The organism is Shewanella sp. SP1S2-4, assembly GCF_031932075.1.
Classification (GTDB): Bacteria; Pseudomonadota; Gammaproteobacteria; order Enterobacterales; family Shewanellaceae; genus Shewanella; species Shewanella baltica.
In genome coordinates this window covers 191,628-213,881 of the sequence record NZ_JAUOET010000006.1, presented here as the reverse complement: position 1 = coordinate 213,881, position 22,254 = coordinate 191,628, and the positions used below count along the sequence as shown (strand labels likewise).

Below are 22,254 nucleotides of genomic sequence, written 5' to 3'. Positions count from 1 at the left end.
TGTTAAAGTTCCCCATTTGACATCATGGTTGCATCCCCTTGAGATGAAATATGGATGCGATAGTCACTGATCGCTGCAATTTCCGTAAAATAGGAGGCCACAATCAGGGTGATGTGGTTTTTGAGTTCGAGTAACAAAGCAAGTAGACGTTGCTGAGAGTCTGCATCGAGGGAGACCATAGGCTCGTCGAGTAAGAGTATCGAAGGGGATTGGGCAAGCGCTCTGACAATGGCGATGAGCTTTATGGCACCCTTATTGAGCATTTGGCTGTCATTATTACCCACTAAGGTTTGATAGCCCGCAGGCAACTGCGCAATCGTGGCAGATAAGCCCAGTTTGTCAGCGAGAACCATGGCATAGGCTTCCCGCTCATGGCGAAAGAGAGTCAGGTTATCCAAGATGGAACCTGCAAATAACGTTGCCCATGGCGACACATAACTAATGGATTGGCGATACTCCAGCGGGTCATGTTCAGTTAATGGGATAGAATCAATCTTGATGGCACCTTCAGTCACCTGATGATATCCGCCCACGGTACTTAACAATAAACTGGCATGTGTGAGTGGGTTTGAGGTTACAGTGACCAGGCTACCCGCGGGGATTGTCAGGTTAATGTGCTTAAGCTTTGCCCCTGTTTGTTGTGCAGATACTTGATCAAATTGAATGGGGCCTGAGGGTAATTTTTGATGGTAAATCTTATTACCATTTAAGGATTCTGGAGGGGAGGCTATGATTTCGTTAACATCTTGCATTGCAGATTGCGCGGTAACAAACTTCGCTTTTAAACTGCCAATGGCACTTAAGGGCGCTACGGCTCGGCCTGCAAGGATTGAGCATGCGGCTAATCCCCCCGTTGTTAGATCGCCATTTAAGACTTCAAAACAGCCAATCAGTACCAGTGCTAGTGTGGTGGCCTGTGAAGCCCCCTGGATCCATTCTTGTAACTTGGATGATAGCCAATCAACCTCATTTTGCTGCGCTAATCTTTGGTAGTTGATTTTTTTGTAGGCAGAGGTAATTCGGGATTCCAAGGCTAGGGCCTTTGCCGTTGTTAAGCCTGATAACACTAAAATGAGTAAGCGGGTTCGTTCATCTTCACTTATGGCGAGTTCTCGGGTGGCGATGGCGAGTTTTTTGCCGATTTGCCACACTCCAACGCCTGCTATACCCCAAACTAGTATGGGGATAAAGACTAATGGCCCGCCAATATAGGCTACCAAGGCTAAAAATATGATAACAAAAGGGAAATCCATTAATGCGACTGCTGCTTGCCCAGAGTAAATCTCACGCATGGTCGCGATACTCGTAATTCCGTGGAGTATTTTGCCTGCCCCTAATTGCTCAACATGGTGATAATCCGCCTTCATTAGCCGGTCGACAAATTGAGTGGTGGTTTGTAGCTCATAGTTTGAAGCATTGAGGGCAAGCAACCAACTACGTATATAGCGCAGCAGCAGTTCCAGAAGTATCGCTATCCCAACGCCAATCGCTAATACACTGGCTGTGCCATAGGCCTCATTGGGTAAAATCCGATCATAGATTTGCAGCATAGTGAATGGTAATGCCAGTGACAGTACATTAATGAGCGTGGATGAAAGCAAAAGCTCGGTAAATGATTTGTGCTGTGCCAATAGACGTAAAGATTCGATCATGTTTCACACACCTTATATACGTTACATTTATCACGAAAATCAAAAAGCGCATTAACATCACAGTTAACATTATCATTAACAATTTATAGTGTATATCACCAAACAAATGAATTTTATTGCTTATTTAGTTTAACTTTTAATGTGTTCACTCTGTTTTGTCGTTAACATTATGTTTGCTTTATGTTGGTGGTCGATGTGGTGTTTTAGTGGTGTTAGACAACGTAATCATTATTTAGGGTGACAGTCGGGTATGAATAAACCATGTTCAAAATAAAGTACTTCATCATTTTTCTCGTCGTATTTGCACTCGGATTGGTGCTGGTGAAGGGCGTGGATCGCATCATTGCTAATAGCGTTATCGCGCGTGATTCGGAGATGCTCGCAAGTAAATTTCAGATGTATATTACTGAATCAGCTGAACAACTACTTGAAATGCCTCGCTTAGAGCCTAGTGTGATTTGCTCTGCAGAATTAGAAAGTCTATTGAAACAGAAAGCCTTTGACTCCAGCTTTGTCCGCTGGTTGGCCATTTACAAAGATAATCAGGTGCTCTGTCAGTCTGGCGTAATACCCCATGATTTAACTGCATTGAAAGCCCATAAGGTGAGAGAGAATTTAAGTATTGCGGTGGCAAGCCATAATACTCAGACAAGTCACGAATTATTTTTAATACGTCACATGGAGGGGATTGATTACATTGCCAGTATCACTCCCCTTAGGCCGAGGTATTTTGTTCCTGTGGATTGCGAGCGATGTCTTGAGTACAAGGTGAGCTTAGATTCAGATCCTTATATTGAGTTTGGGTTTGATAATTTTGCTGATGAACCTGTGGTTTACCATGTCGTTCAAGAGCAAAATCCCTACTACCATGCGACCTTTGAGCTATCAGGTAATCGTGTTTTCCTTGAACAATATTCACAGCTCGGTTGGCGGGTCAGTGTAGCAACCGGGATTGTCTTAGGTTTGTTGGCGTGTTTAGTGTATTGGCGTTGGAACAACCATCAAATTTCCCTTGATAGTCAAATAAAACGGGGCATTCAGCGGGGGGAGTTTATTCCCTATTATCAGCCTATTGTCGATAGTAGTACGGGAATGCCTGTGGGGGCAGAAGTGTTGGTGCGCTGGCTTCGGCATGATAATCGGATGATCCCACCCAATCAGTTTATTCCCTTTGCTGAAGCGAGGGGACACATTCTTCCCATGACGACGAGTATGTTGAACAAGGTCATTAATGATATTCAACTGCTAGGGGGGCAATGCCCGCCGTTATTTTTTAGTATCAACATTGTGCCTGCTCATCTTGAAAATGATGATTTTTATCATCAATTACAAAAAATTGTCGAATCAGGAATACTGGGGCATCACAGGTTATCCTTGGAAATCACCGAGCGACTACCGATCAAAGATATGATGTTAGCTCGCCAGACACTCGATAAGATTTATGCGCTAGGTATTGACCTTAAGTTGGATGACGCAGGTACGGGCTATGGTTGTTTTAGTTATGTTCAACACCTTGGGATCAGTACATTGAAGATAGATAAGATGTTTGTCGATACCATTGGTCAATCCCATAATTTTAATGGCAAAACCTTAGATGCCATTATCTCGTTTGCAAACGAGTCTAAGTTGCATGTTATTGCGGAGGGGGTGGAGACGGTTGAACAGCAAGGGTATTTAGGTGAATTAGGAGTTAAACTTATCCAAGGTTACTATTATTCTAAGCCTTTGGCTGCGGAAGATTTTTTCAAGTTTACTCTTGCTTAGTGCTCGAAAATTATCGTCATGCGATGCGTAAATTCATCTTGTTATCATCGCAAAGTGCAAGTTTGAGGTTAATTCCTTTTGTCGATTGCATTTACCGCTCACTTAACGCGTGTTGAGGTTAGGTTGTGAGATAAAAAAAGAGAGCTTAGCCGACGGGATACTAAGCTCTCAAAGGTTTGCAGGGGAGCGATACTCGCCTTGGCCTCGATTAGGCTTTAGGCGAGTCAATAGGGTTATTGCTTATGTTTAGGGCCTTGTTTGTTTTTCATTGGGTCGCCTTGATACCCCAAGGCTTGCCAATCAAGTCGTGTGCCTTTGTTATGGCAGTCGTTACAATTTAATGCTTGCTCCTTAGGTGATACCATGTGGTTGATACGCCACCACATTTCGGTGGCTGCAAAGTCATATTCACCACTGTATTTGATGCCTTTTTCCAACATGGTTGGATTGGCTTCCATACCCAGTTTCGCAGCTAAATTCCAGTCAAACTCGCTCCAATATCCGCCTTTGCCATAGGTTTTTGGGGTGATAAAGATATTGAGTTTCTTGTCGTAAATTTGCTTACCAGTATGCACTTTAAAGGGATAGATTTTGGCTTTGGCATCGTTAATATCACCCATTGGGTAGGTGAGTTTAGTGACGACATTCGGGTCCATCTTGTCTCCCGCCATATAGGCATTGGCGGTGCCGTTGTACCAAGCGTACTGGGGCTTAACCATTTTCTCCCATACAAAGTCACCCTTTTTCTTCTGATAGGTGTGTTTACCATATTGATCTACGGTTTCAGGCTTATCATCCCCTGCGGTTGACCAATCCCACTGCATCTTGGTGGGTTCATTCTTAGCGAAGAAGGGAATATGGCAGGTTTGGCAAGCCACGGTTGCGGTATGGGTATTGAGCTTTTTATTGCTGTGCGGCGCGCTATCGTGGCAGTTTTCACAACCTATATGGTCGATACCGCCTGGTGACACGCCCATGGCATTACCCGAAATTTGATGTTTTTCAGTGGTATGGCAGTTTTGGCATTGGAAGTCATTGCCATCACTGTCCATATGCACATCGGTCGCTTTGTCAGGGTAAGACATGGAAGAATCAAGATCCCCGTGTTTCACCGCATCACCACCACCGCCGTAGAAGTGGCAGCTACCGCAGTTGTCCCGTACTGGAGCGCCGACATTTTGGGCTATCTTCGCTAGATCGAGCTTAGCCATAGGTTCGCCAGCGCCCGCAGGATCTTTCACATAGGTGCCAGTGGTGTCGTGGCAGACTAAGCAGTCCACTTTGGTTTTATCTTTAAAATCAAAGGTGTTGTCCTTCCAACCATAGCCAGCATGACAGCTAGTGCAGCGAGGCTCATTGCTGGAGATAGACACGCAGAAGTTGTTAATACTGTTTTTCTTGCCCCGCACTACTATCCTATCGGGGAGTTTTTGGGCTAACTCCCAAGTCCAGTGGGAGGTTTTCATCACATCTGTTGCTTGGTCTTCGTGGCAGACTAAACATTGTGTGGTGACTTCGGAACCTGTGGTAAAGGGGCCTTTTAGTGCATCTTTATGGGGATTGGCGGCATAGGTTTGTAATGTCATGCCCGCCAAGGCAATAAATAAGAGTCTTTTCATTTTGTACTCCCGCCCTCGGCTTGACCGAGGGCTGATTGCGATTATCTATTCGGATTAGAAGTTAATGGTCAGTGAGGCGTTAACATCAAAGGCGGTATCGACCACAGGCAACATGGAGTAAGCCGTGCCCGCTAACACATCATCAATTTTTTGAGGGGCACCCACTGGCGTACCGCTGCCTGTGTATTCATAGTCGTAGTAGAGTCCCGCAAGCTTGATAAACATTTTTGGATTGATATCAAAAATGTAATAAGCTTCGGCCACATGACCACGGGTGGCAAGTTTGCTACCGATAGGGTCGTCTTGGGCTTGGGTGAAGGGTGTCCAATATTTAGAACCATAGTTATATTCCAGACCAAACTTGCCGTAGGGGGCGGGGATTTGAATGCCCACATAGAGGCCATAACCGTCTTTGGCGTCAGTATCATCGCTGGTCTTAGGCACCATGATGATTTCAGTGCCTGTGCTATTTAACTCGGCCTCAAAAACGGCGTCGGATAACATGCCGCCAAACATACCTGCATTGCCATTAGGCTCGGCGCGAGTCCAACCTAGTGAGGCAAACCATTTGATATCGTTAGCTTCTTCACGCGCAAAGCCAATGCCGCCGAGGTACATGTCGCCGATAACTCCGCTGGGTTGCACTCGGGTGACAAAGTTAAAGTTGTCGAACTTTTGCATATCTTGGTACATGGTGGGGGCAAAAATGCCGGCGAGCTGGGTCGGGAAGGCCATAGTGCCCTTAAAGCCGTCGTTAACGTCTTTAGCACCAAACAGCGTAAATTGCAGGAAGTTAGTGCCATCGTTGATGGCATCGATATTAAAACCGCCGAGGTGGGTATCTTTAGTTATGATGTCGCCAAACATTTCCCCATTACCCCATTGGGATTCAAACCCTTGGCCGTAACAGAAACGCACTACCTGGCCTTCAACATCGGTAATTTCACCCAGGTTGTAGCCTAAGGTGGCGCCATCGAAGTTGAAATTCACTAAGTGGCCTGAAGGTGTGCCACCACGCATTTCATTTTCACGGTAGTGGGTTGGAGGGCCGTAAGTGGATGGACGACGACCAATGGAGAGATAAAATTCTGAACCATTGATGTTTTTCCAGTCGAAATAGGCGCGCTCGACCCGCAACCAGTCACCGCTGGTATTGCCACTACTGGTGCCATCCATAGTGAATGACCGCCAAGAATCAAATACTTGCACGCCAGTTGAGTCGCCCCAGTTTTTATACATGCTCAGGCGACCTGCAAAGCTGACGTTATCCCATACTTTGGCTTTCAGATTTAAACGCAGGCGAGTGGTGTAAAAAATATCGTTGTCGATATCTTGTATATGTTGAGGTGCGAGCACGTAGGGCATCACTCCCTGCAACAGACCATTTTGGAAGGCGGCTGCAAGGTCTGGATTGGCTTGCATCATTTGCCCTAGTGGTGAGTTAGGATCATTGGGCATGCCAAAGGCGCCCGACATGGCCTTGGCAGCAAAGTCATTGAAGTTGACATTAATCGCAGGGTTCCAAACCACATCACGGTAATGCAGCGAGTGGGCTTTGGTTCTAAAGTCACCAGTAATTTCAAGGCGATCTAATGACGTGTGTCGCTCGGTTTTATCGACCCGGTTATTGAGGTCGTCTAATTGTTCCGTGATATCTGCGAGTTGTTGATTTAACTCCGCTATTTTTTGAGCTTCGGTCTGTGGGTCCTGGGGGGTAGCAAAAGCGCTACCGGACATAAACAGTGCATTTGCAACCAGTATTGAGATAAGGGTACGCATAAGGTTTCTCCCTGAGTTTTCCCTACGGCGCGTTCAACTTAAGCTGAATTGCGCCAAATTTACCCAATAGGAGTCCCTGAGGTGTGTTCCCCATTTTTCTCACATTGGGTTTGAGTGTTAAGCCGCTAGGTGTAAAGCAGTTGCAGGGCCGCTCTGTGCTATGGCTTTAGGCTGTTAAGGCGCGAAGGCCTTGCTCGAGATCAACCGCAGGTTTGAGGTTGGTCTGAGTCCGCCGCGTGGTCATACAGAAATTGCTGTATGTCCTTGAGATCTTGCTCCGAGAGGCCGTTGAATACTTCAGGCTTGTTTTTGTGTTTATCTTTATCGAAGAAGCGATCCCACTGGCCCATGGTTTTAGCCATAGGGGTGAGTTCGCCACCCTCACCACCTTGGCCGTGGCAGGCTTTACATTCCTTTTTGTATAAGTGTTTACCTTTCTTTGGGTTGCCCCCCTCCGCAGCATAGGCATTGATGCCTATTCCCCCGATTAGCGCGAGTGCGATAGCGATCTTTACTGACGTTTTCATCATCTCATTCCTTTATTTTTTTGTGATCAAATATGCGGCTTTGTTGGTGAAATACATTTATTGATTTCACCTTGTTAATTAATTTATCAAATCGAGGGCGCTGCAAATTTGAGGTGCGTCACTTCCATTAAAAAAATCTAATTGATAAAAATTTCATTGATAAAAATCTAATTGATTGGCGGCATAAGGGTTTTAACAGGGATTTACATTTTCAAAAACAAAGGTTTGTTTCTATAGCTAAATTAGCTTGTTGTGTAGCAAGGTAGGTTTAAGGTCGAAAAGGGCTCAAATTCGACAGTGATCGAGTTAACACTTTGTAAAATTTACTATATCTAAAGTAGTAACTCTGAATAATTTGGCTCGATTAGAAGCGTCTAGGCTTGATGGATTGCTTGCTATTCGGCTTATCAGATAAGCGAAGATAAAGCCTAATCTCGACTCAGAGAGGGTCATGCAGCGTGCTATAGGGAGCACGCTGTGTTTTGCTCGGCATTGGGGCAATGCAGCGTAGCAAGCAAATCCTTTAAGGTTGCTGACGTGTTGGCGCCAAAACTATCTCACGCACACAGACATTTTGCGGTTGTTGCCATGCAAACAGCGCGGCAGCGGCGACGTTTTCAGGCGCGATTACGCCGCCCATTTCTTCTTTCCAGTCATGGTAACCGGCTTTAATGTCATCGCTGGTGGTATGGCTTAGCAACTCAGTTTCTACCGCGCCGGGAGCGATAGTGATCAGGCGTACGTCATCCATTGCGACTTCTTCACGAATGTTTTCTGTTAAGGCGTGCACGGCAAATTTAGTGGCGCAGTAAGCGGCGTGGTTTGGAAAGGTTTTACGCCCCGCCACTGAGCTGACATTAATGATAGTGCCAGTTTTGCGAGCTTTCATGTCGGCTAATACCGCATGAATGCCATTAAGTACGCCCATCACATTGATATTGAGCATGCGGCTCCATTCGTTAGGATCTTGCACATCGATTTGACCCAGCAACATCACACCCGCGTTATTGATAAGACAGTCGACAGGACCGAATTGTGCTTCGGCTTGGGTTATGGCGGTTTTAATGGCTGCAGCGTCGGTGACATCGACGCTGATAGAGAGGCTGTTAGGTAATTCAAGCGCTTGCATTGCTTCAACCCGGCGTGCCAGTAATAACAGTGGGTGGCCTGCGGCGCTAAAACTTTTGGCCATAGCGGCGCCAATACCCGATGAAGCGCCCGTGATGACCACCAGTGATTTAGTAACTTGATTCATTAGTATTTCCTATTAATTGAAGCCAATCTGAGCCGTAAACAAATTGTTCTTCGGCGTCTTAAAGTTGGCAGTAGTATAGGCTGGGGATTTTTAGCCGAAAAATACTTATTCCAGCTGGATATGATAGGCTCAGCCTATGACACTATTGTCGAACTTTGTACTTAATTCGCCGTTGTCGGAGAAGATAAAATGGTTGATTTACGTTTGCTGCGTTTCTTTATCGCAATTTTTGAAGAGAACAATATCACCGCAGCGGCTAACCGTTGCTTTGTGAGCCAGCCTTCACTGTCAGCTGGCTTAAAGCAATTGGAAGAAGAGTTAGGCGGCCAGTTATTTGAGCGTAGCAAAAAAGGCGTTAAACCTTTGGACAGCGCGCACTATCTATACCCTTTGGCGGTTAAATTAGTCGAGGAGGCGAGTAAGTTACCAGGCTTATTTATGGCGAAGGCGAGCCGGCAAAAGCTACGTTTGGCTGTGATGCCAGACTTAAGTCAGCGGCGTTTGGCGGGATTTTTACAGCAGGTGAATCAAGCCATTGAGAAGCTAGATCTGGAGCTGGTGGATTACCAAAGTCCCGCAGATTGTCGTTTAACTATCGACAGTTTACGCCATGAAGATGAAGTGTTTTTCCCGCTATGGGAAGAAGATTATGTGCTGTGCGTTCCGACTGAGCATCAGCTCGCACAGGCTAACCGTATTCGCCCCGAAGAGTTAAGTCAGTATGATTTTATTGAATGTCCGCCCTGTGAGGCACATCAGCAAACCATAGGACTACTAGCATGCAGTAATTTGTCACTGAATCTGGTCGCAAAGGCTGACTCTAAATCTTTGGTGATGTCATTGGTGCTGGCTGGATTTGGGGTGAGTTTTTTACCCGATGGTTTAATTGAGGATGAGCCTAGGCTCAAGCAAGTAAAATTTGATGGTCCGAGAATGTTTCGTCGTATTGGTCTGTGTTACCCGTCCCATCAGACGATTGCGCCAACGCTGGCTGCCTTGTTACGGCATTTAGCCGCACGCGCGAATTAATTCCAAGTTAGTTTTGGGTTATCAGTATTCAGATCAGTGAGTCGCTAAGGGCGATTCAGTGAGATTTAGCGGTGGCTCGACACCATAGGATTCAAATAGCCGAGTGATTTCGCCTGAGGTGCGCATATCGTTGACTATCTGGTGAACTTGCTTGGCATATTGATGCAGCGGCGACATGAGCGGAATGCTGAAGTAACGGCCGTTCTTGCTGATGTCGACGTATTCCATTTGCTTAAGCTGGGGGTCTTTAGCAAAGAATTGCATTTCATGTTGTTCGGAGGTGATGGCTAAATCGATACGTCCAGCCTTCAACATGTTGATTAACTGACCGTTATCATTAACAAAAGACACTTTTAGTTGGTTTTGATTGTCATTGAACTGCGGACAGTAAAAAGCGCCTCTGAGTGCGCCAATGATATGGGGTTTTAATTCATCGAAATGTTTGACCTCAAGCTGTCGATTCGCAAGGGCAAAGTAATAGACGTAGCGTTTGTCGTAGCCCAACAGCATCGGGTCTAGAAAATCCTTACGCTCGGGTGTCATCGAATGGACGGGAATGAGGTCGACTTGTCCCGTTTCGGCGACTTTAATCGTGCGTGCCCAAGGCACATTACTCCAATTTACCTTGTGACCTAGGCGGGTGATGACTTGATTGATCACCGCAGCACCAGGGCCTTTACACTCACCCTTTTCGACATAAATAACAGGATGCCTATCGCGGCAGTGTGCTTGCCAGACAACAGCAGAAGTTTCTGCCTTCGCTTGGGACAGAAATAAGCATGAAATGACAATGGTCAGTATCAGCCTCATTCATCTTGCCTATTAAAATGGTCAGTTTTAATTATCGGGCTGGACAGTTAATCGGACTAGGTTTTATGTCTAGTCATTTGGCCGTACAGGTTTAGTGAATACAATGATTGTAGTGCTTATATATCTATTGTGCTTTTTAAGGATTTATAAATGCACTCTATTTTGCCACTAAAAGGTTTGGCTTATTTAATTTGGCCAAACCTTTTTGGGACTCATTCGCTGCTGGTAAACTTACCTTTCTGACTCAAGATAGGGCGTTAATTGAGTTTCAATGGCCTCAATTTGGGTTTCGGCGTAGGCAAGCTCAGATTCTGTTAGGCAAGATTTAGCGTTGGTTTGATAGAGCAGCTGATCGCTATTCATACCGTATTTGCCAAAATGACGCAGTAATAAGCTAGACCAAATAAACACTTGTACTGGCTTGTTTAATCGCTCCGCGCTGTAAATATCCACCAGTTCTTGCATGGCATTTTCATTACCTAGCTCTGCCGATTTGATGTACCAAGCTTCTGCTGCCTGTAGATCCTCTCGCGTAGGATTTTCACCACTTAGAAACGATTCAGCCTTGTTGCCATAGAAATAGGCTTGTTGCTCAGTGGGGATCGGATACTGATGCAAGAAACTGTCACGCAGCCGCTCGGCCTCTCTTATCTCTAAGGTGCCTAATTGTTGACCCAATCTAGCTAATTCTTTTAGGTGATCAGCGCTATGGCTCATGGCCGCGAGCTGATAATACATTAACGCTTTAATCGGCTGGCGGCTCACGCCTAAGCCTTGTTCATGTATTTTGCCTAAGCCTGATAGGGCGTCCTCATTCCATTCTGTGATGAGTTCTTCGTAGTAATTTTTGGCTTTTAGGTAGTCATCATCATTTTGCGGGTCGACGAGTAAAAGATTGGCCAACGTGACCTGAGCAAAGCTATTACCTGCTTCAAAGGATTTCGTTAACCAATAACGGGCCTTGACATAATCCACTGGAAAATCTTCGCCATAAAAGAAGCGTCTACCCAAGTAAAATTGTCTGAAATCATTGTCTTCGGCTTGTTCGCTGAGCAAAGCCTCTGCACGAGCTACATCTTTTGGCCCACCTTGGCCAGCGAGGAGCATATTGCCTAAGTGCTCTTTGGCCAGTTCATCGCCATTAGCCGCCGCCTTTTCAAAGTACTGCCTCGCTTTGGCAAAGTCAGACGTCACTCGTTTGTCATGCCAATAAAGCGCCCCTAGGTGGTAATCGGCATCTGGATGTTGCTGGGCTGCGGCTTTTTCAAACCAATCAATTGCTTGAGTCGCATCTGGATCGAGTAAAGGCTGCCTTTCATATAAAAGCCCGAGTTCATACTGAAAGGCGGCATCGCCTGCTTCAGCATTGGATTTGAGCTGAGCCTCCAGCATTTCTAGATCTTCCCGCGTTTGCGCTTCTGGCGAAAGCAAATTCGGTAGCGTTAACAGTGATAAGTATTGGGCATCCAGTTCGGCCGCTTTTTTATACCAATCGTTCGAGGCTTTAGCATCGGCTGGCACTTGTGGAAATCGGCCCGAATATAATTCGGCAAGGGTGATAGCCGCAACTGCTAGCCCTTTATCCACGGCTTGATGAATAAAATCTAAGCCTGTTTCTACTTGATCTTTATTAATCAGTGCGATGCCATGATGGAGTAGCGCATTGGGCTCTCCTGCGGCAAGCGCTTCGGCTTGAGCTTGTTTTTTTTGATATTTAGCGAAGAAAATAAACAGTACAACAAAAGCAATAATTATGAGTATCAACAACATAGTAATCCATCACTATCGATATTTGGGAGCATAGTAAACGTAAATTCGTACAAGAATGCAAGTTTACAATGTGAGCTAGGCTGACTGACTACGCCGGTCAACCCCAGGATCATTAGCGTTATTTATCTTGCAGATGGATCTCTCTGATGGGGCAGGCAATCTCTATTCCCGCCTGCTTAAGGGCGTTGTAGAGGGCTAAGTTCACCTTATATTTATGCTGAAAATAGCTTTGCGTGGGCACCCAATAGCGCACTCCCATTTCAATCCCGATAGCATTAAAACCATTGATGCCGACATTGGGCATGGTCTCTTGATAGACATAGGGATTGTTGCTCAATAACTCAGTGATCACACTAATGGCCCGTTCGGGATCTGTGTTGTAACTGAGATTAAACTGGGTTTCGACCAGTTTATTGCTAAAGGAATTATGCAGGATCTCACCGACGATATGCTTATTGGGAATGCTGATTTGTTCGCCTTCCTCATTGGTGAGTATGGTCATGCCTAAGTGAATACGTTTAACGACGCCGCTTTCCCCTTTGATTTCGATAGTGTTTCCCACCACGAAAGGACGGGTGACGATAATGGTCACGCCGGCGGCATAGTTGGCCAACATGCCTTGCAAGGCTAAGCCAGCACCTAAGGAGGCTGCACCAATGGCTGCCACCATAGGGGTGACGCTGATGCCAATTTTGCCGAGGGCGATGATCCCAACCATGATGATGATCAGAATGCGGATCAGGTTACTGACAAAATTACTTAAGGTAATGTCGATATTGTGTTTTTCGAACTGCTTCGCGACTAAACGTGATGCCTTACTGGCGACCCACAAACCCAGTAAAAAGATCAGCAAAGCGCCGACCAATTGGAAGCTATAGGTAACTAAAAACTCTGTGATCAGCTGATAAACGCCTTGTAGTTGCTGCAATTCCTGATCGAGTCCAGGTGTTATCATTATGATATCCTTGTAATAAACTTAACTGTGCGATTATAGCGCAGAAATCCCATCAAATGCTTATTCGCCATGCATGTGTGAAGCGTATCATGTAATCGCGGTTGGTTTAATGAGTCGATAGGGGGAGTCAGGTATGCTGTCCGCCTATCCAATAATGGAGTCGAGTGTTTATGAAAACGCTGTTGTTATGTCTGTCTTGTCTATTAACCCCCATGTGGGCCTATGCTGCGAGTTATGTTGCTGGCGATGCGATTAATCCTATTTCACTTCTCGATCAAAATGATCAAACGATAAGTGTGACAGATGAAACTCAAGTTTTACTCTTTAGCCGCAGCATGAAAGGCGGCGATGTGATTAAAGAAGCACTCACGCCTCTGAGTACGACTCAAATGCCTGCTGGGTTAGTTTATGTCGCGGATATCAGTGGCATGCCTTCTTTGATTGCTAAGTTTGTTGCTGTGCCACAAATGCAAGATTTACCCTTTGCGATTGGGTTAGATAGGGAAGGTGAGATCAGTCGCTTATTACCCGATACCAAAGATATGGCCACTATGATATTGCTTAATCAGCGCAATATTTTAGATATCGCCTATTTTGATTCCAGTGAAGCCTTGGGCCAAGCAATCACAAAATTGAATCAGCCGCAGTAACGATTCAACTTACTTGAACCATTTTAAGGCATCACATTAGCTCGTTTTCGTGGCGTGCTCGCCCCCTCAAGTTTATCGCTTTGGGATGGAAATGTTGGCTTGAGCCAGTCTATCTCTCTCCTTTGCGATAACGTCGTAAAAAATTCACTTTTTATTCTGATTATGCACACAAATTTACCTTATACCAATCACATTAAATATCTAATCAGTTCAGAGCCTCACAGGCATCTCAATCCAAGGCGCATTGACGCAGAAATGGTCATTCCCTTTTAAGTCAATGTAACACCGGAGTGGGATGCCTGTGTGGCTCCCGAAGGGCGGGTTTCAACGCGCTTTATACTGCGTTTAAGGCTTTCGACAGAGCACCACTATGCCTTCAAGCCTTCGCCTTGTCTAAAGCGCGTTGAACTCCCGCTGAATGAACAGATATTTAATACGATTGGTATTAGAGTTTGTGTGCATAATCATTTGTTTTATAGAGGCTTTTTTTGATTATTTAGTTCCTTAAAACATTGCGGAATAAAAAGTTATAAAATCAGCATAAAAATTCGTTGCGTAAAGCAAAAAAATATCGTTTACTGCGCACGTTTTTTAAGACATTACACTCACTTTTTTCTACTTGACCCAAAGGAGACTCTGGCCCAATGAGCCAATTTCAATCTATTGATGTTGCTGACTATTATGACGTGGATACATTCAAGCGTATTGAAGCGTTTGCCAAAGACAAAGCAACCCCGTTCGTAGTAATTGATACCAGTATCATAGCGAAACAATACGATGACATGGTTAATAGTTTTCCTTACGCCAACGTTTATTATGCAGTTAAGGCAAACCCCGCGGCCGAGATCTTATCTTTACTGAAAGATAAAGGGTCAAACTTTGATATTGCCTCGATTTATGAGCTAGATATGGTCATGAATGTCGGCGTGACAACCGACCGAGTCAGCTACGGCAATACTATTAAAAAGCGTCAAGATGTACGTGCATTTTATGAGCGCGGCGTGCGTATGTATGCATCCGACTCAGAAGCCGATCTGCGAATGATCGCCGAAGAAGCACCGGGATCGCGTATTTACGTGCGCATTTTGACCGAAGGTACAGACACGGCTGATTGGCCATTATCGCGTAAATTCGGCTGCCAAAACGAAATGGCCTATGAGCTATTAGTATTGGCGCAGGAATTGGGCTTAGAACCTTTTGGTATTTCTTTCCACGTCGGTTCACAGCAACGTGATATCGGTGCTTGGGATTCTGCCATTGGTAAAGTGAAAAGCATTTTCGACCGTCTCCGTGATGAGCACAATATCACCTTGAAGATGATCAATATGGGCGGCGGTTTCCCTGCTAACTATATTGATAAAACTAATCAATTGGGTGTGTATGCCGAGCAGATCACTCACTTCCTGAAGGAAGATTTCGGTGACGATTTACCGCAAATCATCCTAGAGCCGGGCCGTTCGTTGATTTCTAACGCGGGGATTTTAGTGTCTGAAGTGGTACTGATCAGCAAAAAATCCTACACAGCGTTAGAGCGTTGGGTGTTTACCGATGTGGGTAAATTCTCAGGCTTGATTGAAACGATGGACGAGGCAATTAAGTTCCCGATTTATACTGATCGTCAAGGCGAGTTGGATAAGTGCGTGATTGCCGGCCCAACCTGCGACAGTGCCGATATCATGTACGAACACTACAGCTATGGTTTACCGAATGACTTAGCCATTGGTGACCGCATGTATTGGTTAACCGCTGGCGCTTATACGACGACGTATTCAGCAGTGTGCTTTAACGGTTTCCCACCGCTGAAAGATTACTATCTGTAAGCGATTAAGTTGACATGAATAAGGGCGCTTAGGCGCCCTTGTTGTTCGCTAAAGAAGTTTGGAATTACTCGTGGGATTTGAGGATCTGATAAATCTCTTCTTTTAGGTGTAACTTTCTGCTTTTGAGTTCTTTCACTGTCGGGTTGAAATCACTGGCGACACGTTTTTCCAGTTGTTTGATTTCCTCGTCTAACTGATTATGCTCGTTAAACTTACGTTGAAAATGAGCATCTTGGGTTTTCAAGGTGGAAATTAATTCTCTGTACTCTGGAAACATCGGCATTCTCCTTGTCGTCATTTATTACACTTCTGGTTTCGTCTTAACCCTAACCTTTCACTCTGTAGTGAAACGTGATTTAGATCACCTTTCATCCCGCTTCAGATTAATACTAAATGATGATTTATTTTAATTTCTTATAAATCAGTTTATTAAACGATCTTTGCCGCTATCTATGGCATGTGATTAGGATCTGGTTCACACTTTGTTAGGCATAAATCAGACTGACATTCGCAGTGCGGGCAAATTTGCTATCTTGTGATCAGATGTGAGGGTGATTGGTAATTTGATTACGACTAAACAATTACTTCTTGCCGATAATTCTGTGATCAAGTTAACCTTCACCGCTTCGATACTAGGTTAAAGTCGATTTTATAAGAATTTAATTATCAAAAATGAAAGGGGTTTTCACAATGGCTGATGTATTTCATTTAGGTTTGACCAAAGCAATGCTCGATGGTGCAACTTTGGCAATCGTTCCAGGTGATCCAGAGCGCGTAAAACGTATTGCCGAACTAATGGACAATGCGACGTTTCTTGCTAGCCACCGCGAGTATACAAGCTATTTAGCGTATGCCGATGGTAAGCCAGTAGTCGTGTGTTCAACCGGTATCGGTGGCCCATCGACTTCTATCGCAGTAGAAGAACTTGCACAGTTAGGTGTGAATACCTTCCTGCGCGTTGGTACTACAGGTGCAATTCAACCCCATGTGAATGTGGGCGATGTGATTGTGACTCAAGCTTCAGTGCGTTTAGATGGCGCAAGCTTACACTTTGCACCTATGGAGTTCCCTGCGGTTGCAAACTTTGAATGTACCACTGCTATGGTTGCAGCGTGTCGCGATGCAGGCGTAGAGCCACACATTGGCGTAACGGCTTCTTCCGATACTTTCTACCCAGGCCAAGAGCGTTATGACACTGTCACTGGCCGTGTAACGCGTCGTTTCGCGGGTTCAATGAAAGAATGGCAAGATATGGGCGTACTGAACTATGAGATGGAATCTTCCACCTTATTCACTATGTGTGCCACTCAAGGCTGGCGTGCTGCCTGTGTTGCTGGTGTGATTGTAAACCGCACCCAACAAGAAATTCCTGATGAAGCAACAATGAAGAAAACCGAAGTCAGTGCGGTTTCTATCGTGGTTGCTGCAGCGAAAAAACTGTTAGCCTGATTTTTATTACGCTAAGCGACACTCCCCTGCAAAGTGAGTGAACAAACTAAAAAAGGTGCCAATGGCACCTTTTTTGTTACTTCAAAATAGTGTCGATACCGATTAGAAATGGTATTGGGCAATCACAGAGTAAGTGTCTTGATCGACGCCTTTCACACCGTATTTGTTGGTCCACAAATCGTATTCGATACCCACCAATAATTTATTGGCTTGATGATCCCCGAACAGGCTTTTACCAAGATCGTATTTTAACTGTGGATTGAAGTGAAAGTTCTGTTCGTAGCCATTATCATCGGTGGCAAATACCCAGTCGATAAAGCCATCGAGCACTATGTTGGCTGAACCAACGGGAATGTCGATGCGAAATACTGGGGTGAACTGCCAGCCGTCACTATTGTTGCCAGTGCTCATACCATTGCGGCGATAGGTATTAAAGTTAAGGTAAGTGAAATAAGGCACGGCGACATCAACGCCTAAACCGTAAAGCAGGCTGTGAACCGGGCCTTCACCTTCTTCATAGGTCAGTGCCAGAGACAAATCTGTCACTGGGCCAAAGGCTATTTTCTCGCCGAGGATTTTGCTGGCACTGAAGCGTGGCGAAATCTCACCATAGGTAGTGCTTTCCATGCCCGTGTCGTTACCTTTGAAATAGATAAAGTCTTGGAAGGCAAACCAGTCACCGTATTTCCAGCCGCCCGCCGTTTCTAAGGTGATAGTGGCTTGTTTGTCCGATGGCGCTAAATCGTAGTCTTCGCCATAGAGGGCTGTTGCACTGAAATCCCACCATTGTACTAAGTCACCCGCAAATGCTTGAGGAGAAAGCATAAGTGCTAGGTATAGGCATGTTTTTTTCATTGTTATTTCCTGTTGTATAGGTCGAAGTTAATTCGTGTCTTACTCAATCTGCTCTCTGACCTATGGCATGGTTTGATGGGTAAGTTCAAACCATGCGTGGGTGTACGTCAAAGGACTGGCACAAAAGTGGGGGCAATATATGCAAAAATTTACATTTATTCAAAGTTTTTATCGAATGTTGTTGTCAAAATCACATAATCATTGTGGTGAAAATCCATTTTTAGCTGATTGATTTTAAATGGATTTTATTCTTATTGAATGAGTATTTCCTTTTATGTTGGCTATCTTTTTGAATTGATTATGCTTAATTTTAAAACAACCTAAGGGCATTGCCGTATGGATGTGGGAGAATGAGGCTTAACACATAGGCGATTGATTGCGCGTTTGGCTGAGTAAATTTTGACATATTATGTCGCTTATCCGAAAAGCTGCTGTTATAGTTGCTGCAAGGACACTCTCATTTCAGGGGGAAATATGGAGTTTTCAAATCCGATTTTAGTGTGGGCTGTGGTGGGGCTAGTATTCATGCTCGCCGAAATAGTGGTTCCCGGTGGCATCATAGTGTTGCTGGGTGCGGCTTGTTTAGTCGTGGCTGGCGCGTTAGGCATAGGGCTAGTCGAAGGCTTAGTGCAGAGCATGACCCTGTGGTTTATCTCGGCCATTGTGCTGTTATTGACCTTCAGACAAGTGACTCAAAGGCTCGTTGGTGGTGATTCCCATGTGGATAACACGGATGAAGCAATCGATCTATACAATCAAATTGTTCGCGTAAAGCAGACCATAGGTCCTGGGCAAACACCCGGGCGGGTGGAATTTCAAGGTAGTGAATGGCCAGCGCTTGGCGATGGCACCACTATCGCTGCGGGGACCGAAGTCAGAATTATTTGTCGTGAAAATATCGCTCTAGTCGTTGAGCCTATTTCAATAGAAGCTTCCAAAAACTAAAGGATGGAATCTATGTTTGTATTTACCTTAGTCATTTTATTTATCTTTTTTATTCTCTATAAGTTGATGCTTATCGTGCCGATGCGTGAAGTGCATGTCATTGAGCGTCTTGGCAAATTCCGTGCAGTATTAAGCCCTGGATTTCATTTTTTGATCCCTTTCTTCGACCGCGTCTCCTACCGTCACGATACCCGTGAGCAAGTATTAGATGTGCCGCCACAGAGCTGTATCTCTAAAGATAACACTCAACTGGAAGTGGACGGCTTAGTCTACCTAAAAGTGATGGACGGCAAATTGGCGAGTTATGGTATTGAAAACTATCGTAAAGCGGCGGTGAATTTAGCCCAAACCACAATGCGTTCTGAGATAGGTAAGCTGAGTTTAAGTGAGACCTTCTCCGAGCGTGATAGCTTGAATGAATCCATAGTGCGGGAAATCGATAAGGCGTCAGAACCTTGGGGGATCAAAGTATTGCGCTATGAAATTCGCAATATTACGCCTTCGCGCCATGTGATCCACACCCTTGAGAAGCAGATGGAAGCCGAGCGTCGCAAACGCGCCGAAATCACGTTGGCCAATGCGGAAAAAGCGGCGATGATCAATATGTCTGAAGGTGAGCGCCAAGAGGCGATTAACCTGTCAGAAGGTCAAAAACAGAAACGGATTAATGAAGCCAAAGGGACAGGTCAAGAGATTGCTATCATAGCCAAAGCGAAATCCGAAGGTATGGCAATGATCTCGCAGGCGTTAGCGGTCAATGGCGGCACAGATGCGATGAATATGTTATTGAAAGAACAGTTTATCGCTCAAGTTGGCAAGATCCTCAATGATGCACAGGTCTCTGTTGTCCCCGCTGAAATGGCGAAACTCGAAGGTTTCTTCGAAGGCATGGAGCAAGTCACTCAGACTGTGAGTGGCCAAAATAATAGTGGCAAAGGAGCGCGATAATGAATCTTCCATTAGATACAGATTTGATTGTGATGGCAATTTGGGGACTTATCTTTGCCATTCTCGTGATTAAGCTTTTCCAATCGATTCGACTCGTTCCTACTAAGTCGGCTTATATTGTGGAGCGTTTAGGTAAGTACCACAGCACCTTAGATGCGGGTTTCCATACCTTGATCCCCTTCGTGGATAAAGTCGCTTTCATTCATGATTTGAAAGAAGAGACCATCGACGTACCGCCGCAGGAATGTTTTTCGAGCGACGAAGTTAACGTTGAAGTGGATGGGGTGATTTATATCTCTGTGACCGACCCAGTCAAAGCCAGTTACGGTATTACCGATTATCGCTACGCGGCTATCCAGTTGGCGCAAACCACCACGCGCTCTGTCATAGGAACGTTGGACCTAGACCGTACCTTTGAAGAGCGTGATGTGATTTCTGCCAAGGTAGTGCAGGTATTAGATCAAGCGGGTGCCATGTGGGGCATACGTGTGCATCGTTATGAGATTAAAAATATCACGCCGCCTGAAACGGTTAAAAATGCCATGGAAATGCAAGTGAATGCTGAGCGTGAGCGCCGCGCATTATTGGCTAAGAGTGAAGGCGACAAGCAGAGCAAGATTAATCGTTCAGAAGGCGTTAAAGCTGAGACGGTAAACCGCTCTGAAGGTGAGATGCAGCGCCGGATTAACGAAGCCGAAGGTAAGGCTGAGGAAATTTTAACCATTTCCCGCGCGACGGCGGAATCGATTGAGCGTTTAGCCTCTGTGATTGCCGCGCCGGGTGGGCACAATGCTCTGCGGATGCAACTCGGTGAACAGTACTTTAAACAGCTCGATGGCTTAAGCCAGAAGAATAGTCGAGTGGTATTGCCGGGTAATATGGTGGATTTCGATTACTGGATGAATAGCATAGGCTTAACGGAAGAAAAACCGAGCTAAGTCCCTGGTTAACATCTGAAAATAGCTAGTTTATTAAGGTCAAATACTCAGGTATTTGGCCTTATTTTTTGGCTGTAATTGGATGATGTGTGTCGTGGCGGTTTATATAACGGTTTGTGTTGTGAGTTACGAGGAGATCATGCAGCTTCTGTTGAGTGAACCGCGAGAAGCTGCAGTTGGGCATAGATAAATTTTTCATTGAATGGAAGGCTAATAAGCTAGGCGTTCATGAATTTGAGAATGGGCGTGGGTTTCAATGAGCTTGGCAATTTGGTTTTGCTCTAATTGCTGAAGCGCAGAAATTTCGTCATAAATCTTGTCTTGAACATCCAGCGGCATGCGAACATGCTCCATAAACATTCTAATTCCTAGCATGTCACCACTTTTGAAAAGTTGGCTGAATTCGGTGGCTTCTATCTCGATTAATGCATTCATAATACTTCACCCTAAGGTTGGATTTGACACAGATACAACAGTCTTGCTGTTACTTAAGAGATACGCCTAAGTTTGATCTAGGTCAATTAAACTGCATATTAATCTTTATTAATAAAGGATTTTGTTGTTTATAAATAATCAGTTATAGATTTAGCAAAACAGTACTTTAAAAAATAGGGTTGTTTAAAACTGGGCGTGTCTAGATGAGCTTGGAGCGAATGCTGAGTTATGCAGCAAGCTAAATCGTAGCGGATAAAAAAATAGCGACGAGCGATAAACGCTGGCCGCTATTTTTGTGATTAGGTATTTAAAAAACGCCTAGAAAGGGTGAAGCCTTATTTAGGGATAGCCAGAATCTGACAACCATTAATCCCCGCATTTTGTAGCGTATGACGCTTACGTTCGGCATCACGCTTACGTTCATAAGGACCTAAAGCGACTTTGTACCACACGCCAGTCGTACCTTCGACCTGTCTTACTTGCGCCTCCAAACCTTGGAAAGCGATGACAGCTTTCATCTCATTCGCCTGTGATTCTTGGCGGAAAGAAGCACATTGCAATTGATATTGCATTGGCGATCGTGTTGCAACCACATCGGGAATATCGACCTCAACATGCTTGTTTTCAAGCTCATTGAGATAGGTCCATTCTTCCTTTGGTTGAGGCGGCAGAGCGTTAGGGTCCTTCTTCGGCGGCGCAACAGGCTCTGCTGTTTCCTCTTTCTCCACAGGAATAACGACGGCTTTACGTTCGGGTTCTTTCACCTTAGGAGTGAGCACCACATTTTCTTGCGGCTTCACTCGAGTTTCAGTTTTCTTGGCCGGAGTTGGCTGCGGCTTTTCTTCTTGTGGCGCATTATCTTTAATGCTCCATAGAAAATAGACGAAACAACCCACAGCGAGTATGACAAAGCCTATCAGCGTCAGCGGCAGCTTCTTACGCGGCGCTGATTTAGATTGTGAAGGCTTTGCTCGGGTTGGACGAGTCGCGCGGACTGGGCGCGGTTTAGCGCCCGACTGCGGCCTTCTATTGGCATAATCGCGATTACTCATGG

The 22,254-nt window shown here is 45.2% G+C and carries 21 protein-coding genes; 9 read left to right on the top strand and 12 right to left on the bottom strand.

Features of this window, described 5'->3' with window-relative positions:
* Window positions 1–2: 2 nt before the first annotated feature.
* Complete coding sequence (locus Q4Q52_RS08990) at window positions 3–1,652, bottom strand: ABC transporter transmembrane domain-containing protein (protein WP_311890642.1); 1,650 nt, start codon at window positions 1,650–1,652, stop codon at window positions 3–5.
* 261 nt (window positions 1,653–1,913) lie between these two features.
* Between Q4Q52_RS08990 and Q4Q52_RS08985 the strand changes: the two genes are divergently transcribed.
* Window positions 1,914–3,416 (top strand): EAL domain-containing protein, encoded by a 1,503-nt coding sequence (locus Q4Q52_RS08985; protein ID WP_311990414.1) that lies wholly within the window; start codon window positions 1,914–1,916, stop codon window positions 3,414–3,416.
* Window positions 3,417–3,649: 233 nt separating this feature from the next.
* Here the strand turns inward: Q4Q52_RS08985 and Q4Q52_RS08980 are convergent, their stop codons facing one another.
* The 4 genes from Q4Q52_RS08980 to Q4Q52_RS08965 all read right to left on the bottom strand — a co-directional run bounded on the left by Q4Q52_RS08980 (window position 3,650) and on the right by Q4Q52_RS08965 (window position 8,596).
* Entirely contained in the window at window positions 3,650–5,035 is a 1,386-nt protein-coding gene (locus Q4Q52_RS08980) for a tetrathionate reductase family octaheme c-type cytochrome (protein ID WP_311989410.1), read from the bottom strand.
* A gap of 54 nt (window positions 5,036–5,089) precedes the next feature.
* Window positions 5,090–6,814 carry a DUF3373 family protein gene (locus tag Q4Q52_RS08975; RefSeq protein ID WP_311990413.1) on the bottom strand — a complete coding sequence of 575 codons (1,725 nt, stop codon included), beginning with the start codon at window positions 6,812–6,814 and terminating at the stop codon, window positions 5,090–5,092.
* Between the two features lie 200 nt (window positions 6,815–7,014).
* A complete protein-coding gene (locus tag Q4Q52_RS08970; RefSeq protein WP_311890638.1) occupies window positions 7,015–7,344 on the bottom strand; it encodes a cytochrome c in 330 nt (109 codons plus the stop codon).
* Window positions 7,345–7,864: 520 nt separating this feature from the next.
* A complete protein-coding gene (locus Q4Q52_RS08965; protein ID WP_311990412.1) occupies window positions 7,865–8,596 on the bottom strand; it encodes an SDR family oxidoreductase in 732 nt (243 codons plus the stop codon).
* Between the two features lie 189 nt (window positions 8,597–8,785).
* On the opposite strand from Q4Q52_RS08965, the gene Q4Q52_RS08960 reads away from it, so the two are divergent.
* On the top strand, window positions 8,786–9,625 hold the full coding sequence (locus Q4Q52_RS08960) for a LysR family transcriptional regulator (RefSeq protein WP_311890636.1): 840 nt from the start codon (window positions 8,786–8,788) through the stop codon (window positions 9,623–9,625).
* A gap of 33 nt (window positions 9,626–9,658) precedes the next feature.
* Here Q4Q52_RS08960 and Q4Q52_RS08955 read toward each other — a convergent pair whose 3' ends face one another.
* The 3 genes from Q4Q52_RS08955 to Q4Q52_RS08945 form a co-directional block, all read right to left on the bottom strand.
* Window positions 9,659–10,435, bottom strand: coding sequence for a transporter substrate-binding domain-containing protein (locus Q4Q52_RS08955; RefSeq protein WP_311990411.1), 777 nt, complete (start codon window positions 10,433–10,435; stop codon window positions 9,659–9,661).
* A gap of 231 nt (window positions 10,436–10,666) precedes the next feature.
* Complete coding sequence (locus Q4Q52_RS08950; RefSeq protein WP_311990410.1) at window positions 10,667–12,205, bottom strand: tetratricopeptide repeat protein; 1,539 nt, start codon at window positions 12,203–12,205, stop codon at window positions 10,667–10,669.
* A gap of 118 nt (window positions 12,206–12,323) precedes the next feature.
* The gene (locus Q4Q52_RS08945) at window positions 12,324–13,160 is read right to left on the bottom strand and encodes a mechanosensitive ion channel family protein (protein ID WP_063883323.1); all 837 of its coding nucleotides are present in this window, start codon (window positions 13,158–13,160) and stop codon (window positions 12,324–12,326) included.
* Between the two features lie 170 nt (window positions 13,161–13,330).
* Between Q4Q52_RS08945 and Q4Q52_RS08940 the strand changes: the two genes are divergently transcribed.
* The 3 genes from Q4Q52_RS08940 to Q4Q52_RS08930 all read left to right on the top strand — a co-directional run bounded on the left by Q4Q52_RS08940 (window position 13,331) and on the right by Q4Q52_RS08930 (window position 15,630).
* Window positions 13,331–13,810: a hypothetical protein gene (locus Q4Q52_RS08940; protein ID WP_311990408.1), complete on the top strand. Its 480-nt coding sequence runs from the start codon at window positions 13,331–13,333 to the stop codon at window positions 13,808–13,810.
* Window positions 13,811–14,113: 303 nt separating this feature from the next.
* On the top strand, window positions 14,114–14,302 hold the full coding sequence (locus Q4Q52_RS08935; protein WP_261272944.1) for a hypothetical protein: 189 nt from the start codon (window positions 14,114–14,116) through the stop codon (window positions 14,300–14,302).
* Between the two features lie 152 nt (window positions 14,303–14,454).
* Window positions 14,455–15,630: a type III PLP-dependent enzyme gene (locus Q4Q52_RS08930; protein WP_006087063.1), complete on the top strand. Its 1,176-nt coding sequence runs from the start codon at window positions 14,455–14,457 to the stop codon at window positions 15,628–15,630.
* A 64-nt stretch (window positions 15,631–15,694) separates the two neighbouring features.
* Here the strand turns inward: Q4Q52_RS08930 and Q4Q52_RS08925 are convergent, their stop codons facing one another.
* Window positions 15,695–15,907, bottom strand: coding sequence for a YdcH family protein (locus Q4Q52_RS08925; protein WP_006083288.1), 213 nt, complete (start codon window positions 15,905–15,907; stop codon window positions 15,695–15,697).
* A 413-nt stretch (window positions 15,908–16,320) separates the two neighbouring features.
* Here Q4Q52_RS08925 and udp point away from each other — a divergent pair, with 413 nt between their 5' ends.
* Entirely contained in the window at window positions 16,321–17,079 is a 759-nt protein-coding gene (gene udp, locus Q4Q52_RS08920; protein WP_006083287.1) for a uridine phosphorylase, read from the top strand.
* Between the two features lie 102 nt (window positions 17,080–17,181).
* Here the strand turns inward: udp and Q4Q52_RS08915 are convergent, their stop codons facing one another.
* Window positions 17,182–17,934, bottom strand: a complete 753-nt coding sequence (locus tag Q4Q52_RS08915; RefSeq protein ID WP_311990407.1) for an outer membrane protein OmpK — start codon at window positions 17,932–17,934, stop codon at window positions 17,182–17,184.
* Window positions 17,935–18,408: 474 nt separating this feature from the next.
* Between Q4Q52_RS08915 and Q4Q52_RS08910 the strand changes: the two genes are divergently transcribed.
* From Q4Q52_RS08910 to Q4Q52_RS08900, 3 genes are read left to right on the top strand one after another with little or no spacing between them, the layout of a single operon-like run.
* On the top strand, window positions 18,409–18,879 hold the full coding sequence (locus Q4Q52_RS08910; RefSeq protein ID WP_311890633.1) for an NfeD family protein: 471 nt from the start codon (window positions 18,409–18,411) through the stop codon (window positions 18,877–18,879).
* Between the two features lie 12 nt (window positions 18,880–18,891).
* Window positions 18,892–19,827, top strand: a complete 936-nt coding sequence (locus Q4Q52_RS08905) for a slipin family protein (RefSeq protein ID WP_006083284.1) — start codon at window positions 18,892–18,894, stop codon at window positions 19,825–19,827.
* Window positions 19,827–20,765: a stomatin-like protein gene (locus Q4Q52_RS08900; RefSeq protein WP_311990406.1), complete on the top strand. Its 939-nt coding sequence runs from the start codon at window positions 19,827–19,829 to the stop codon at window positions 20,763–20,765. Before Q4Q52_RS08905 ends, Q4Q52_RS08900 begins: the two co-directional genes overlap by 1 nt.
* Window positions 20,766–20,975: 210 nt before the next feature.
* Here Q4Q52_RS08900 and Q4Q52_RS08895 read toward each other — a convergent pair whose 3' ends face one another.
* Together Q4Q52_RS08895 and Q4Q52_RS08890 are read right to left on the bottom strand one after the other, a co-directional pair.
* On the bottom strand, window positions 20,976–21,200 hold the full coding sequence (locus Q4Q52_RS08895; protein WP_006083282.1) for a hypothetical protein: 225 nt from the start codon (window positions 21,198–21,200) through the stop codon (window positions 20,976–20,978).
* 335 nt (window positions 21,201–21,535) lie between these two features.
* Window positions 21,536–22,252, bottom strand: a complete 717-nt coding sequence (locus tag Q4Q52_RS08890) for an SPOR domain-containing protein (protein WP_311990405.1) — start codon at window positions 22,250–22,252, stop codon at window positions 21,536–21,538.
* Window positions 22,253–22,254 lie beyond the last annotated feature (2 nt).

Excerpts from the sequence above, each read along its gene's own strand:
- Q4Q52_RS08925 (WP_006083288.1), bottom strand. The coding sequence starts at position 15,907 with ATGTTTCCAGAGTACAGAGAATTAATTTCCACCTTGAAAACCCAAGAT.
- Q4Q52_RS08980 (WP_311989410.1), bottom strand. The coding sequence starts at position 5,035 with ATGAAAAGACTCTTATTTATTGCCTTGGCGGGCATGACATTACAAACC.
- Q4Q52_RS08905 (WP_006083284.1), top strand. The coding sequence starts at position 18,892 with ATGTTTGTATTTACCTTAGTCATTTTATTTATCTTTTTTATTCTCTAT.
- Q4Q52_RS08895 (WP_006083282.1), bottom strand. The coding sequence starts at position 21,200 with ATGAATGCATTAATCGAGATAGAAGCCACCGAATTCAGCCAACTTTTC.
- Q4Q52_RS08900 (WP_311990406.1), top strand. The coding sequence starts at position 19,827 with ATGAATCTTCCATTAGATACAGATTTGATTGTGATGGCAATTTGGGGA.
- Q4Q52_RS08970 (WP_311890638.1), bottom strand. The coding sequence starts at position 7,344 with ATGATGAAAACGTCAGTAAAGATCGCTATCGCACTCGCGCTAATCGGG.
- Q4Q52_RS08890 (WP_311990405.1), bottom strand. The coding sequence starts at position 22,252 with ATGAGTAATCGCGATTATGCCAATAGAAGGCCGCAGTCGGGCGCTAAA.
- Q4Q52_RS08930 (WP_006087063.1), top strand. The coding sequence starts at position 14,455 with ATGAGCCAATTTCAATCTATTGATGTTGCTGACTATTATGACGTGGAT.
- Q4Q52_RS08950 (WP_311990410.1), bottom strand. The coding sequence starts at position 12,205 with ATGTTGTTGATACTCATAATTATTGCTTTTGTTGTACTGTTTATTTTC.
- Q4Q52_RS08985 (WP_311990414.1), top strand. The coding sequence starts at position 1,914 with ATGTTCAAAATAAAGTACTTCATCATTTTTCTCGTCGTATTTGCACTC.
- Q4Q52_RS08940 (WP_311990408.1), top strand. The coding sequence starts at position 13,331 with ATGAAAACGCTGTTGTTATGTCTGTCTTGTCTATTAACCCCCATGTGG.
- Q4Q52_RS08965 (WP_311990412.1), bottom strand. The coding sequence starts at position 8,596 with ATGAATCAAGTTACTAAATCACTGGTGGTCATCACGGGCGCTTCATCG.
- Q4Q52_RS08990 (WP_311890642.1), bottom strand. The coding sequence starts at position 1,652 with ATGATCGAATCTTTACGTCTATTGGCACAGCACAAATCATTTACCGAG.
- udp (WP_006083287.1), top strand. The coding sequence starts at position 16,321 with ATGGCTGATGTATTTCATTTAGGTTTGACCAAAGCAATGCTCGATGGT.
- Q4Q52_RS08955 (WP_311990411.1), bottom strand. The coding sequence starts at position 10,435 with ATGAGGCTGATACTGACCATTGTCATTTCATGCTTATTTCTGTCCCAA.
- Q4Q52_RS08960 (WP_311890636.1), top strand. The coding sequence starts at position 8,786 with ATGGTTGATTTACGTTTGCTGCGTTTCTTTATCGCAATTTTTGAAGAG.
- Q4Q52_RS08945 (WP_063883323.1), bottom strand. The coding sequence starts at position 13,160 with ATGATAACACCTGGACTCGATCAGGAATTGCAGCAACTACAAGGCGTT.
- Q4Q52_RS08915 (WP_311990407.1), bottom strand. The coding sequence starts at position 17,934 with ATGAAAAAAACATGCCTATACCTAGCACTTATGCTTTCTCCTCAAGCA.
- Q4Q52_RS08975 (WP_311990413.1), bottom strand. The coding sequence starts at position 6,814 with ATGCGTACCCTTATCTCAATACTGGTTGCAAATGCACTGTTTATGTCC.
- Q4Q52_RS08910 (WP_311890633.1), top strand. The coding sequence starts at position 18,409 with ATGGAGTTTTCAAATCCGATTTTAGTGTGGGCTGTGGTGGGGCTAGTA.